This is a genomic window from Nocardiopsis xinjiangensis YIM 90004, assembly GCF_000341145.1.
GTDB lineage: Bacteria > Actinomycetota > Actinomycetes > Streptosporangiales > Streptosporangiaceae > Nocardiopsis > Nocardiopsis xinjiangensis.
The window spans coordinates 1-12,799 of sequence record NZ_ANBE01000066.1; the positions used below are offsets into that span (position 1 = coordinate 1).

The 12,799-nt window shown below is 65.8% G+C and carries 14 protein-coding genes; 11 read left to right on the forward strand and 3 right to left on the reverse strand.

Annotation, left to right across the window (positions count from 1 at the left end):
- Positions 1 to 754 precede the first annotated feature (754 nt).
- Positions 755 to 1,264 carry a GNAT family N-acetyltransferase gene (locus D473_RS0123495; RefSeq protein ID WP_017611490.1) on the reverse strand — a complete coding sequence of 170 codons (510 nt, stop codon included), beginning with the start codon at positions 1,262 to 1,264 and terminating at the stop codon, positions 755 to 757.
- 148 nt (positions 1,265 to 1,412) lie between these two features.
- Between D473_RS0123495 and D473_RS0123500 the strand changes: the two genes are divergently transcribed.
- The 4 genes from D473_RS0123500 (at position 1,413) to D473_RS0123515 (ending at position 4,187) form a co-directional block, all read left to right on the forward strand.
- Positions 1,413 to 1,931 (forward strand): hypothetical protein, encoded by a 519-nt coding sequence (locus D473_RS0123500; protein ID WP_017611491.1) that lies wholly within the window; start codon positions 1,413 to 1,415, stop codon positions 1,929 to 1,931.
- A 21-nt stretch (positions 1,932 to 1,952) separates the two neighbouring features.
- On the forward strand, positions 1,953 to 2,762 hold the full coding sequence (locus D473_RS0123505) for a MerR family transcriptional regulator (protein WP_017611492.1): 810 nt from the start codon (positions 1,953 to 1,955) through the stop codon (positions 2,760 to 2,762).
- Positions 2,763 to 2,809: 47 nt separating this feature from the next.
- On the forward strand, positions 2,810 to 3,037 hold the full coding sequence (locus D473_RS0123510; RefSeq protein ID WP_017611493.1) for a hypothetical protein: 228 nt from the start codon (positions 2,810 to 2,812) through the stop codon (positions 3,035 to 3,037).
- Between the two features lie 244 nt (positions 3,038 to 3,281).
- Entirely contained in the window at positions 3,282 to 4,187 is a 906-nt protein-coding gene (locus D473_RS0123515) for a putative sugar O-methyltransferase (protein ID WP_051043211.1), read from the forward strand.
- Positions 4,188 to 4,352: 165 nt separating this feature from the next.
- Here the strand turns inward: D473_RS0123515 and D473_RS0123520 are convergent, their stop codons facing one another.
- Positions 4,353 to 4,628, reverse strand: coding sequence for a hypothetical protein (locus D473_RS0123520; protein WP_152436917.1), 276 nt, complete (start codon positions 4,626 to 4,628; stop codon positions 4,353 to 4,355).
- A gap of 131 nt (positions 4,629 to 4,759) precedes the next feature.
- Between D473_RS0123520 and D473_RS27535 the strand changes: the two genes are divergently transcribed.
- From D473_RS27535 to D473_RS0123560, 7 genes are all read left to right on the forward strand, one after another.
- Positions 4,760 to 4,900, forward strand: coding sequence for a hypothetical protein (locus D473_RS27535; protein WP_161626437.1), 141 nt, complete (start codon positions 4,760 to 4,762; stop codon positions 4,898 to 4,900).
- A 470-nt stretch (positions 4,901 to 5,370) separates the two neighbouring features.
- Positions 5,371 to 5,508 (forward strand): hypothetical protein, encoded by a 138-nt coding sequence (locus D473_RS27540; RefSeq protein WP_017611497.1) that lies wholly within the window; start codon positions 5,371 to 5,373, stop codon positions 5,506 to 5,508.
- Between the two features lie 637 nt (positions 5,509 to 6,145).
- Positions 6,146 to 6,718 (forward strand): LmbU family transcriptional regulator, encoded by a 573-nt coding sequence (locus D473_RS0123540; RefSeq protein ID WP_026127251.1) that lies wholly within the window; start codon positions 6,146 to 6,148, stop codon positions 6,716 to 6,718.
- Positions 6,719 to 7,048: 330 nt separating this feature from the next.
- Positions 7,049 to 7,759: a class I SAM-dependent methyltransferase gene (locus D473_RS0123545; RefSeq protein ID WP_017611499.1), complete on the forward strand. Its 711-nt coding sequence runs from the start codon at positions 7,049 to 7,051 to the stop codon at positions 7,757 to 7,759.
- A 95-nt stretch (positions 7,760 to 7,854) separates the two neighbouring features.
- The gene (gene rfbA, locus D473_RS25315) at positions 7,855 to 8,757 is read left to right on the forward strand and encodes a glucose-1-phosphate thymidylyltransferase RfbA (protein WP_338044163.1); all 903 of its coding nucleotides are present in this window, start codon (positions 7,855 to 7,857) and stop codon (positions 8,755 to 8,757) included.
- Between the two features lie 72 nt (positions 8,758 to 8,829).
- Positions 8,830 to 9,936 (forward strand): AMP-binding protein, encoded by a 1,107-nt coding sequence (locus D473_RS0123555; protein WP_017611501.1) that lies wholly within the window; start codon positions 8,830 to 8,832, stop codon positions 9,934 to 9,936.
- Positions 9,937 to 9,968: 32 nt separating this feature from the next.
- Positions 9,969 to 11,423: an aromatic amino acid ammonia-lyase gene (locus tag D473_RS0123560; protein ID WP_017611502.1), complete on the forward strand. Its 1,455-nt coding sequence runs from the start codon at positions 9,969 to 9,971 to the stop codon at positions 11,421 to 11,423.
- Between the two features lie 81 nt (positions 11,424 to 11,504).
- On the opposite strand, the gene D473_RS0123565 is transcribed toward D473_RS0123560, so the two are convergent.
- Positions 11,505 to 12,743 (reverse strand): nucleotide disphospho-sugar-binding domain-containing protein, encoded by a 1,239-nt coding sequence (locus D473_RS0123565; RefSeq protein WP_449406461.1) that lies wholly within the window; start codon positions 12,741 to 12,743, stop codon positions 11,505 to 11,507.
- Positions 12,744 to 12,799 lie beyond the last annotated feature (56 nt).

A 12,799-nucleotide genomic window follows, 5' to 3' on the forward strand; every position in this document is an offset into this window, starting at 1 on the left:
TAAAAGAAGCATCTCTGGAAACGGCACTATCCCCAAGGGTATAAGACCCTTACCTTGATCTACGAAGCCGCCTCGGGGTTCTCCTTAGATATTCCCCGAAAATGGGCTTGTGGATAACTCCACCGGCCCGCTTTCCCGCGATAAAATAAGAGGGGGGCCGAACCGCGCACACGCCGGCCTGCCCTGTCCTCAATGCGCCACCGGGAGTGCCGGGGCCGGGCTTGTGCCTGTCGTAGGAGGGCTTCCGCAGGAGCGAGCGGCCGTGCCCACGCCGCAAGCGGTGGTCGCAATGTGGCCACCACAGGGGGTTTGGTGGTTGGGACCCCCGCTTCTTCGGCGACCGGGCGCCGGGGGGTGGAGGGGTTCGTCGAGGTGGGTCGGGAAAGCCCGGCGTCAAGGGTCGTAGCGCACACCCCGAGGCGCTGGGAACAACCCCGCAGAACGCCGCACCTTTTCCGTTTCCTAAGTGTGTGGGGGTGGCGCCGAAGTGGGTTGCGCGCAGACCCGGCCGGGCTAAAATCCCGACCCCGACGAATCACGATCCCCCGGCACCACGAGAAACCCCACAACCCCAAGCCCAGAAACACCGGCGCCCCAAGGAGCCCTGTTCCCAAGCGCCCAGAGCTCTGCCGACCCCGCCTCCCGCCAACGGTCCAGGAGCGCCGGACAGGGCTTTGCCCACCCCGAGCAAAAAGACCATGCTCGTAGCACGCGCAACCTGTGACCCCCTGCCCGTGCGGTGGCCTCCGCGTGGTCAGCACAGCCGCTCGGGCCGGCGTGCCAGGAGATGGAGGCCCCCGTCGTCGGCGGGGACCTCGCGCACCGGCTCGAAACCCTGGTCGCGGTAGTAGCGCGCCAGTTCGGGGCCGAAACAGCTCAGCCGGATCCAGTCGCGTTCCTGGCGGGCGGCCTGATCGACGGCCCAACGGGAGATGACGGTGCCCGGGCGCAACCCCCTGTACTCGGGATGTGTGACCGTGGAGAAGAGGTAGAGGGCGTCCTCCCCGCGTTCCTCGGTGGTCCATCCCTCGGACGTGCCGCGGTCGAGCACCGTCGTGCAGCCAACGACCTCCTCCGATGTGGAAGAGGTCCCGGGGTCGGTGCACAGCAGCCACATGAAACCGTGCTCGGCCTGGCCGGCGAGGTCGTCGGCGTCCTCTCGCAGGGAGGGCAGCCCCCGGTTCTCCAGCCAGGAGCAGCGGGCGCGGATCATGTCGGCCACGGCGGGGATGTCGGCGGCGGTCGCCTTGCGCATGCGGAACATGTCCTGCTCTCCAGGCGGCGTCCCCGGGGCCGGGAAGGTGCCGCCGTGTGTGGTCGTGCGCCTCACGCCCGTTGGTTCCCGCGATCCGGAGCTTCACTCCCCCCCGGGCGCTTGACCCTCACGCCGCGTGAGGGCCGACGCTGGGCCCATGAACGACCACAACACCTTCGCGGCCTTCAGCATGAGCCCCGTTCCGCACCCGGCCCCCGACGCCGTACCACCGGAGCTCTTCCGTGGGATCTACGGCATGCCCATGTTCATGAACGTGCCGACCGGCGACCTACCGGGGTCGGTGGAGTTCTGGACCCGGGGCCTGGGTTTCTTCGACTTCTTCACCGTGCCGGACCGGATCACCCACCTGCGGCGCTGGGCGTTCCAGGACGTCCTGCTCGTTCCGGGTCAGGTCTCCGGGGACACGGGTGAGCCGACGATGACGGTCAGCTTCTCGTGTGTGCTCGGCCAGATGGACGGGATCGCCGCGGCGTGCGAGGAACTGCGCCCGGGATGCGCGTCCGATCCGTACCGGACCCCGTGGAACACCCTCGACGTCGAGGTCCGTACCCCCGAGGGCGTCCGGGTGGTCATGACCGCCGCGCGCCCGTTCGACCCCGACAGCACCGAGGCCGGGTACCTGCGCGAGATGGGGATCGAGGGCACCGAGGCGTGACCGGTGCGGCACACTGAGGGCGTGGCAGAACCATCCGGCACGGCGGACACCGCGGTGACCGTCGGCACCGCGGCCTCCCGCGTGGGCGTCACCGTGCGCACGCTCCACCACTGGGACGAGATCGGCCTCGTACGTCCCTCCAGGCGTTCGCCGGCCGGGTACCGCCTCTACGCCGCCTCCGACCTGGCCCACCTGCACCGGGTGGTGGTCCATCGGGAACTCGGCGTCTCCCTGGAGGAGACCGCGCGGCTGCTGGAGGCCCCGGCGGAGGAGGCCGCGGACGCCCTGCTCCGGCAGAGCGACCGGCTCCGGGAACGCATCACCCGTCTCGAGGGGCTGGCCGACGCGCTCGACCGCATGGCCGAGGCCCGCGAGTCCGGGCTCCTGTTGTCCGCAGAGGACCAGGTGGCGATCTTCGGTGAACGTTGGAACCCGGACTGGTCCGAGCAGGCACGCCGGAAGTGGGGCCACACGGCCCAGTGGGCGCAGTACACCGAGCGGGCGGCGCAACGCACCACCGAGGACTGGCACCGGATCACCGCCGGCGTCGAAGCCTTGAACGCGGAGCTGATCGAGGCGATGCGGGCGGGTGTGGAACCGGGGAGCGAGCGGGCGGACGCACTCGCCGAGCAGCACCGCGCGTCCATCGGGGTGTACTTCCATTGCACACACTCCATGCAGGTGCTCATCGGGCGTACCTACGTCGAGGACCCGGCGTTCCGGGCGAACCAAGAGGCCCTGGCGCCGGGCCTGGCGCGGTGGCTGCACGAGGTGATCGACGCCAACGCACGCCGCCGCGGTGTCGACCCGGCCACCGCCACCTGGGAATGATCTCCCTACCGACACCCCGAACCGCCCCACGGTGAAGGAGCCGCCCCATGGACACCCCGACCGGACGCACACCGCCCGTGCCCCCGCGCCGGACCTCCCGGCTGCCGCGCGCGGTCTTCCTGTGCCTGCTCGCGAGCGTGCTGCTCGGCGCGCTCACGGAGTGGCCGGTCTGGGTCTGTGTCGCGGTCGCGGTACCCGCGAGCGTCCTGTTGTCCGGGCTCGCGACCGGGTATCTGCGGAGCGGCGGCGACCGGGCAACGGATCCCGGAGGCTGAGCTCTCACCCGGCCCCACTCCGAACGCAGACCGTCCGGGCGCATCACTACAATTTCCACCGGCGCCGCACCGCGACACCGGTCCGGCCCCGACCGGCCTTCAGGACTGAACACCCGTGGGGCGCCCACCCGTGGGGCGCCGGGGCCGAACGCCTGACCCGAGCGTTCCCCGTCCCACTCCTTGTACCCGTAATCGCGGAACCCTGTCCCACCTCTCATCTCATATCGCACCGAGGGAGCCCCCCGTGGATGACAAGTACGGACGCAGCCCATTGTGGGAGCATCACAATTCAACGGCGATCACCCGGAAAGCGGTGACCGATCTCTCCGGGTTCAAGTCCAACGCCGTCAACTTCAAGCTCGCGCTGTGGGATCCGGCTTCCAACGGAGTCCGGTATCTCAAGACCTTGGCCCACGAGCTGGCAATGCGTATGTCCGAGGAGGAGTGGCGGCGCCTCCGCAGAGTCCGGAACCGCGACGTGGGCGCACCCATTTCTGCCCGGGTCCACGGCCAGGACGTCTGCGTGGACTACCTCCAGGCGGTGTTCGAGCTCGGCTTCATCTCGCGCAACGTCACCTTGGACAACGCCCGGGTCCTGGAGGTCGGTGCCGGTTACGGCCGAACCTGCCACAGCATGATGTCCAACCACGACATCGCCGAGTACTGCATCGTCGACCTGGACAACGCCCTGCTCCTGTCGCGCGCATACCTGGAGCGAGTCCTCGACGAAGAGAGCTTCTCCCGGATCCGCTTCGTGCGCGCCGAGGAGGTCGAGGCGGCACTGGAGGGCCGCAGATACGACCTGTGCGTCAACATCGACTCGTTCGCGGAGATGAACCCCGAGACAGTGGAGCATTACCTCAACCTGGTGGACGCCCACTGCGCCCACCTGTACGTGAACAACCCGGTCGGCAAGTACCTGCCCGACGGGCACAGCGATGACGACGAGGTCGTCCGCTACGCGCTGAGCACAGGACCACTGCGACAAGTACTCGACATCTACGACAGCGAGGCCGTCTCCGCCGCGGCCGTCCGTTTCGTCTCCGCCTACCGCCCCGGCGAACACTGGAAGTGCGCGGCCGAGGCCCGTTCGGTCCCTTGGAGCTACTACTGGCAGGCCCTGTACGGCAACGAGAACCCGGTTCCCTGACCCGCGCCTGCCCCTCCTCGCCCTCCGCGGCCCGGAGAGGCCCCTGCCACAGCACGGCAGCCGTACTTCGTTGGTTGACCTGCAGGCACGGGTGCTGAAGTGGGCGTACCGGACGGGTTCCTCGGTAGTGCCGGCGGGCGGGGCCCAACGGCGGTCGCGGCGGTTCTACCAGAGACTCTTGTCGGCGATGCCGCCGGAGCACCCCACGTTTTGACGTTTGATCCCTGTGGCGGTCCGGCCTTTCTCGCCCTGTCCGGTCTTGTCCAGCGCCCGGCCCTCATGCCGTGGGCAGGGGCCGCGGAGCCAGGCCTGTAACCACATGGGGCGGACCGCGCGCATCACCTGGCTGCTGTCCCGAATGGCCCGGTTCAGCAGCTGAACTTTGTCAAGGGTGCGGTGACCGGTCCATTCGGCGATGGCCCACCCGTTGTGTTCGGACACCCCAGAGAGCACAGGACTGTTTCAATCTCGGTGAGCGGTGATGTCCGTGCTGGTCACGGCAGACCGATCACGTCAAGCGGGCGGGTGAAAGCCTCCTAAGAGACCCACCGGGTCGCGTCGGGCAGGGTGTCTTGTCCCAGGCCGGAGAACAGTCCCTGGCCCGCACTCCGTACGAACGATTGGAACCGGACATGCTGGTGCTGGCCGACCGCGACTTCTGCTCCTTCACCGGCTTCTGCCAGGCCGCTGACACCGGCGCCCGCCCGGTGTGACGTGTCAAGGACAACCTGGAGCTACCGGTGGTGGAGCTGTTGCCCGACGGCTCCTATCACTCGTGCTCATGCGCCCCGGTCCGGGTACCGAGCAGCGCACCGGCCTGAGCCAGGTCGCCCGCGATTTTTACCTCTTCACATAGCAACGATCGTTGGGCGGCTGCCCTTGTGTCTGGCGAACCGGCCATAACACCGTGTCGACCAACGGTGTTCTCCCAGACCACACGACAAAGTACGACTGCCGTAACGAGGAGGCTCCATACCCCCGCCGCCGCTCCTCGAAATCCACGAACATCAAGGCATTCCAACACCCTCATAAAGGTGGAGTCCTATTACATATAGCATTTGCTCGTACGCAGAAAGTAACCCCCAGCTCTTTCCCTGAGGGCCATCAGCAAGAAACCTGACCGAGCTGGACCAAGCATGCCTGCATTACATCAGGAGCTTGCGCCAGACCGAAGACACCCGCTATGTGGATGGCCTCCGCCCAGATCTGTAGCCAGAAACCACACCTGCGCACGAGCCTGAAGGAACAGCAGGCCTGTTACGTGATCGCCGTGCCACGCACCGAGTACATCCTGCCCCCGCAGATCGACCACTGTCGGTGAGCCGGCGGCACTCCTGCCCGGCCAGGCCTGGCAGAAACGCTCGGCCGGGGACAGGGTGAGTGGTTCTACGACTGGGCGCTCATCGATGGCCACAAGCACCTCGGCCGGATATGCTCCGGCCGCCGTCCCGACGCTCGCACCGAGCCATCGCACACCAGCGCCACCGCCGTAGGCAGGCCGTTCGAAAATCATGACAAAACGGATATACAACTGGATTACCAACCATGCCCGAAGCCAGGGGCACGATCCGAGCAATCCTCACCCACTGTTATCAACCATTCGCAGAAAGAATCATTGCCACTCCTGAATGCATAAGGACCGACACCAACTGATCACTCTCCCCGGGCCCGGTGTACGGTGTGCGGTGTGCGGCACTTGCCAAATACAAATTAGTCCGTGTTAACATGACCGCCATCCGAATGCCGCCATGGCTAAATAAACCCTTGACACAGGCAGGGGGTTTCTGTAGTGATGATCCCCATTAAAACCCGGAAGAACGCCGAGTAAATACTAGCCTTCACCATTAAACAAACCAGAGGAAGCGGGACTGATCATGAATGGAACGCAGAGGGTTTCAAAGAGCGAGAAGTCTTACCTGTTCCAGGTCGACGAAAAGGCCGTGACAAGAAGAAATACATTGATCATTCCCCGCGGAGTGGAAATCGAGGAATGGCGTAGACTCGGCCGGCAGATCAATGTGATATCCGACTCCTCCTCGTGGTGGCTGGGCGACTGGCTCCTCTACGGCCAGAACGAGTACCCCAACCGCTACAAGAAGGCGATCGAGGAGACGTCCCTCGACTACCAGACCCTCCGGAACTACTCATGGGTGGCGCGCCGCTTCCCCCCCGAGTACCGCCGGTCGACGCTGAGCTTCCAGCACCACGCCGAGGTCGCCTCCCGCCCCCAGGAGGAGCAGGAGAAATGGCTCGACAAGGCTGAGCAGTACGGGTGGTCCCGCAACAAGCTCCGCCGCATGATCCGGGAGAGCCGCACCTCCGAAGCCAGCGACATCAGCACCATCAACATCAAGATGAACCTTGACCTCAAGCAGAAGAAGCGCTGGGAAGAGGCAGCGGAGCGTCAGGACAAGGACCTCGTCTCCTGGATCATCTCTGTCCTGGAGGAAGCGGTAGAGCCGATCTCCATGTCCGAACACCTGGAATCCGCCTCAGCCACCGCCGGCCCTCCCTCGATCACCTCCGCCTAAACACTCTTTGCAGTCATCCAGTTACCCGACACACCGAACCCCCCTGTCGCACGAGGTTCGCTTCCTCCGTGTCCGGTGCGGGCCCCAGAAGAGCGGCCGCAGAGCCGCCCCCGAGCGATGCCCACACAGGTCACTCAGCCACACTCATTTCTCTGCACTGACCTTCTTTCCGCTCTTGGCGGAGAAAAGGGAAATTTCCTATATCTCCGCCCTTCTGCCCCAGCCCTCACTCTTTGTGGGCCACACCACATCGGGTGAGGGTTTTTCTTGCACCACGTCTCTTTCCGTGGTGCTTCCTGACCACAACCCCCCAAAAAGAAGAAGAGAGCCATGTTCAGCCCAAAGCTCGCTGAGATCTACGAGGAGATGTACCGGGGCCGTGGCAAGGACTGGGACGACGAGGCGCAGCTGGTCATCGACCACATCCGCAGACGTCTCCCCGACGCCGACTCGCTCCTGGACATCGCGTGCGGCACCGGAGCGCACCTCAAGGAGTTCGACCGTGGCTTCTCCCACGCCGAGGGCGTGGACGTCGAAGAGGCCATGCTCAACCATGCCCGGCAGCGTGTGCCTGGAGTGACCTTCACCCAGGGGGACATGCGCGACTTCGACTGCGCTCGCACCTACGACGCCGTCACGTGCATGTTCTGCTCGATCGCCTACCTGGAAACCGTCGAGGACCTGACGGCGGCCGTGTGGAACATGGCCCGCCACCTGGAGCCCGGCGGGGTCCTGGTCATCGAGCCGTGGTGGTTCCCCGAGCAGTTCATCGACGGGTATCTGCGCTCGGACTCGTGCGAGGGCGAGGGGCGCAGCATCCTGCGCATGTCACACACGGTCCGCAAGGGCCGTGCTTCCCACATGGAGGTGCGCTTCCTCGTCGGCGACTCCGGTGGGATCTCGGAGTTCACCGAGATCGACATCCTCACTCTGTTCGCCAAGGAGGAGTACGAGAGGGCCTTCGCCGAGGCGGGATGTCCCGCGGAGTACTTCCCCGGTGCGCCCACCGGTCGAGGGTTGTTCGTCGGCGTGCGTTCCTGAATCGACGAACACCGAAGCCCCCGGCAGCAAGAGTGCTGCCGGGGGCTTCGGTGTTCTATATTGACAAACAGGACGCAAGTTGAATTAACCTTCACATGTTCTCCGACATCCGAAGAGGTGGAATGGTGAAGGGAATCATCCTTGCTGGGGGCAGCGGAACCAGAATGCAGCCTGCCACGCTGTCGACGTCGAAACAGCTTCTGTCGGTCTATGACAAGCCGATGCTCTACTACCCTCTTTCCGTGCTCATGCTCGCGGAGATCCGCGACATCCTGATCATCTCCACGCCGACAAGCCTTCCTCTGATCAAGGAATTTCTGTCCGACGGATCGCACCTGGGATTGAAGCTCTCCTACTCGGTCCAGGAAGAGCCCCGGGGCATCGCAGACGCATTCCGTATCGGCGCCGACCACATCGGTGACGAGAACATCGCCCTCATTCTCGGCGACAACATATTCCACGGCGCCGGCTTCCCTCGTGTCTTGCGCGACGCCCTCAGTGACCTGGACGGATGCACACTGTTCGGCTATCCGGTCTCGGACCCGGAGCGCTACGGCGTCGCCGAGGTCGACGAGCACGGGTCCCTTCTTTCCATCACCGAGAAGCCGGACAACCCTTCTTCTAACAACGCGATAACCGGCCTTTACTTCTATACTCCCGACGTGGTCGATATCGCCCGGGAACTCACGGCATCGGATCGCGGAGAGCTTGAGGTCACCGACATCAACAACATCTATCTGAAAGAAGGTAGAGCGAAAGTAATAAGACTGGGACGCGGCTACACCTGGATCGATGCAGGAACACACGATTCGGTACTTTCGGCCAGCCAGTACGTTCAAGTCATCGAAAAGCGTCAGGGCGTTCGGGTCGCATGCCTGGAGGAGATCTCTCTTCGCATGGGATACATTGACCCGAATGCCTGCCACCGGCTCGGGAAGCGCCTGGAAAAATCTGATTACGGGAAGTATTTGATGCAGATCGCCTATTCCCTTGATTGATCTACGCGTCCCGCTGGCGGGACGGCGGGCCACGCCGCCTCGGCGATTCCACCGCCAACCGAAGGAATACTGATGACCTATATCGACATGGAGCCGGCCAAGCTGCTGTCCCTGGAGTTCTCCTCCCCTGAAGTCGCGGACACGGCCTGGCACACGCGATGGGACTCCCTCGAGGACCCTGAGGATCTGGCGCTGTCTCTCCTACCGCCGTGCGTGGACTTCAGTACCTCCGGTACGACCGGCCCGAGCCAGCGCTGGCGCCGTCGTCGTTCGAAGGTGTGGGCCGAGGCGGGGATGCTCGCGGACCTGGTCCGGCCCCAGTACCCGGAAGCGGTCGTTTCGTTCGTGCCGACCCTGCACCTCTACGGCGCACTGACCAGCGTTCTCCTCCCCGCTCATTTGCGGCTTCCCACCTGGTACAAGTCGGGCTTCTTCGGCACGATGCCCGACCTGGGCTCGGCACGACGGGCCGTCGTGGTCGCCACCCCGTGGATCTTCCGCCTCCTGCTGGAGAACCTGGACTGGGTGCGATCCCTGGACCAGGTGACCGTGCTCTACGGGGGTGCGATGATCCCCGACACGGCGAACGAGTTCTTGCGGGAGGCGGGACCAGAAAGGGCCCGGATCGTAGAGGTACTGGGTTCCACGGAAGCGGGCGGGATCGCCACCCGCCAGTGGAGCACCGGGGAACCGCCGGAGTGGACCCTCTTTCCCGATGTCGAGTTCACGGAGTCCGTGACGAACTCGGTGTCAAACGGGACCGAGAGCGGGGAGCTGTCCCTCTCCGTCACCAGCCCCCGGCTGGCCTTCCGCGAAGGGGAGGAGCCGCTGGAGTCGGTGACGCTCGACGACTTCATCCTTCCGCTGGGCCCCCGGTCGTTCACCTTCACCGGACGCAGTTCACGCATCGTCAAGGTGAACGGGCGAAGGATCAATCTGGATGAGGTCGAAAACTCCCTGCACTCCGCACTCGACTGCGAGGACCTGGCGTTCCTGCCGGTCACCGACTCGATGATCGGCGAGCACATCGACATGTACGTCGTCCTGGGATCAGACCAGAACCTCAAGGAGGTCGGCCTGGAGAAGGCCTTCGCCCGTCTGGGCGTCCGTCCCAGGAAGGTCCACACGGTACCCCGAATCAACCGCTCAAGTCTGAACAAGGTGCGCCCTGTTCAGTGACACAAGGACAAGGAAACAACGTGGTCCCAGACATGGCCAACACTGACTACCTCGCGGGGATCATTCAGAACTCGGCGTGGGACGCCCGGCTCGACCCGTGTTCGGACGAGGACATCACCCGGATCGAGGAGAGCGCCGCGACCATCGCGAGCCACCTCGATTCAGGTAAGCCGATCTACGGGCTCACCCAGGGGTTCGGTCCCCTCGTCCTCTACTCGGCCGAGTCGGAGATGGAACAGGGCAGCTCTCTCATCTCGCACCTAGGTACGGGCCAGGGCCAGCCCCTCGACCCGGACACCACACGGCTCGTCCTGTGGCTGCGCCTCACGAGTATGCGCCGGGGCTTTTCCGCTGTCTCCACCGAGTTCTGGCAGGTGCTCGCCGACCTGTGGAACGCCGGCTTCACTCCAGTGATCCCGCGCGAGGGCACGGTCAGCGCGAGCGGAGACCTCCAGCCGCTGGCGCACGCGGCCCTGAGCTTCACCGGGTTCGGTGAGGCCTGGATCCGCGACGAGAAGGACGAGTGGACGACCGTCCCGGCCAAGGAAGCGCTGGCCCGGCTGGGTTCGGAGCCCTTCGAGTGGCCGGTCCGGGAGGCGTTGGCCTTCGTCAACGGCACCGGCGTGGGCCTGGCCCGGTCCGTCCTCAACCACCGCTCCGCCCTCGCCCTGACACGTGCCTCGGCCGTCCTGAGCGGCCGCCTGGCCACCCTGCTGGGCTCCAACCCGGAGCACTTCCACGAGGGCGTCTCCCTCGCCCGCGGACAGGAGGGCCAGATCGCCAGCTCCCGTTGGATCCGGGACGTGCTGCCCGACGACGCCGCGCTCGGCGAGAGCCGCCCCCTCCAGGAGCCGTACAGCCTGAGGTGCGCACCGCAGGTCTTGGGCGCGGTGCTCGATCAGCTCGACCACGTGGGCACCACCCTGACCCGCGAGGCGAGCGGCTGCACGGACAACCCCATCACGTTCCGGGGCGAGGTCCTGCACGGAGGGAACTTCCACGCCATGCCGGTGGGGATGGCCTCCGACCAGCTCGGGCTCGCCCTGCACATGGTCGCCTACCTCGCCGAGCGGCAGATCGGCCTGGTCCTCAACCCGACGACCAACGGCGGGGGGGGGGNCGGGGTGCAGATCAGCTCCACCTCGTTCGTGTCGCGGATCCGGCAGTTGGTCTACCCGGCCTCGCTGACCACGTTGCCGACCAACGGCTGGAACCAGGACCACGTACCCATGGCGCTCAATGGCGCGAACGGGGTCGCCGATGCGCTCGACCTCGCGTGGCTGGTCATCGGGTCGTTGGCGGTCTGCGTGACCCAGCTCGAACGGTTCACCGGTGACCACGGGGCGACCGACGAGTTGTGGACCGAGCTCGCGCGGATCTCGCCGCCGCTGAACGCCGACCGGCCGATGGGTGCAGAGGTGCGTCGGGCCCGCGATGCGATGCGCAAACACTGCGAGTCCCTACTCGGAGCGCCCGCTCCCGCCTGACCCCTCCCCGGGGCACGTTTCGGGGTCATGGCCGGCGGCCATGACCCCGAATCCTTCGTGGAGCCGGTGTCCTCCGTACCCTCATCGCGAACCGTGGCGGACGGCGAGGCCCTCCAGGGTGGGGACCAGGTCCGCGGGGGAAGACATGTCCTCCATCTGCCCGGCCAGGTCCACCGCACGCTCGCGGAGGTATGGATTCTCCAGGAGACGGGCCACAGCGTCCCGGACGTCGGCGCCGTCGGCCAGGTCCGGGCGCAGGGAGAGGGACCCGCCTTGTCCGACCGCCCGGGAGGAGAAGAGAGGGGCGTCGAACTCCCACGGGAGGAGCATCTGGGGCACCCCGTGGGCGGCCATCGTCAGGAACGTCCCCGGGCCGGCGTGGTTGACCACGGCGTCGCAAGTGGCGGCCAGGTCGGCCAGAGGCACGTAGGACACCATCCGAACGTTGTCCGGTACCGGCCCCATCCTCTCCTGCTCGGCCTCAGGTGCGGTCGCCACGACCTCCACGTCCAGGTCGGACAGCCCGACCAGCAGGTCCCGCATGTCGGAGGTGTAGCCACCGAACTGTTCGACGGCGGTGATCCCGAGGGTGACCGCCACGCGTCGGCGTTCGGGGGGAACCTGGAGCCAGTCCGGGACCACTGCGGGACCGCCGTAGGGCACGAATCGCATCGACACGCGGGGCGAACCGGTGTCCATCCGCATCGATTCGGGGAGAGGGTCGAGGGTGAACTGTCCGGTGACCAGGTCCTCGGAGAACTCGAACCCGTACTTGCGCCCGTAACCGGCCAACCACTCCCCGAACGGGTCCACACGCTCGTTCTCGGGCTGCTGTTCACGCAGCTCCAGGAAACGCTCCCGCGCCACCCCGAACANTCCACCAAAGGCCATCGGTTCCCACAACACCAGGTCCGGCTTCCACTGGCGCGCGAACTCCACCAACCCGGGGATGATCGAGGTGTTGTCGAGCCTGTGCCACGTAAGACACTCCTCGTACCCCCGCACCATGGTGGACCAGTCGGGCGTGACGCCGGGATCAGCCGTGTCGTAGGGCGAGGGCAGGTCCTTGCGAACGGTCTCCAGCCACTCCGGGCGCGTGTGGCCGACACGGAAGAAGTTCCGGTCGCTCCCCACCGGGACGGCGGTCAGGCCGGCGCTGGTCACCTCCTCCGCGAAAGCGGGCTGGACGGCGAAACACACTTCGTGCCCTGCGCCCCTCAGCGCCCACGCCAACGGCACCATGTGCCGGAACAGGCTCCTGTCGGAGCTCGTCGTGAACATGACTCGCATGGCATCTCCTAGTGTCGCGCGGTGATGCATCGTTCCAGTTGCTCCGCCACCTGGTTGGGTGACGGCAAGGACCCCACCTCCGCCGC

Coding starts and splice junctions, on each gene's coding strand:
- D473_RS0123510 (WP_017611493.1), top strand. CDS start 2,810: ATGGACACCCCGACCGGACGCACACCGCCCGTGCCCCCGCGCCGGACC.
- D473_RS0123500 (WP_017611491.1), top strand. CDS start 1,413: ATGAACGACCACAACACCTTCGCGGCCTTCAGCATGAGCCCCGTTCCG.
- D473_RS0123545 (WP_017611499.1), top strand. CDS start 7,049: ATGTTCAGCCCAAAGCTCGCTGAGATCTACGAGGAGATGTACCGGGGC.
- D473_RS0123555 (WP_017611501.1), top strand. CDS start 8,830: ATGACCTATATCGACATGGAGCCGGCCAAGCTGCTGTCCCTGGAGTTC.
- D473_RS27540 (WP_017611497.1), top strand. CDS start 5,371: ATGTGGATGGCCTCCGCCCAGATCTGTAGCCAGAAACCACACCTGCGC.
- D473_RS0123495 (WP_017611490.1), bottom strand. CDS start 1,264: ATGTTCCGCATGCGCAAGGCGACCGCCGCCGACATCCCCGCCGTGGCC.
- rfbA (WP_338044163.1), top strand. CDS start 7,855: ATGTTCTCCGACATCCGAAGAGGTGGAATGGTGAAGGGAATCATCCTT.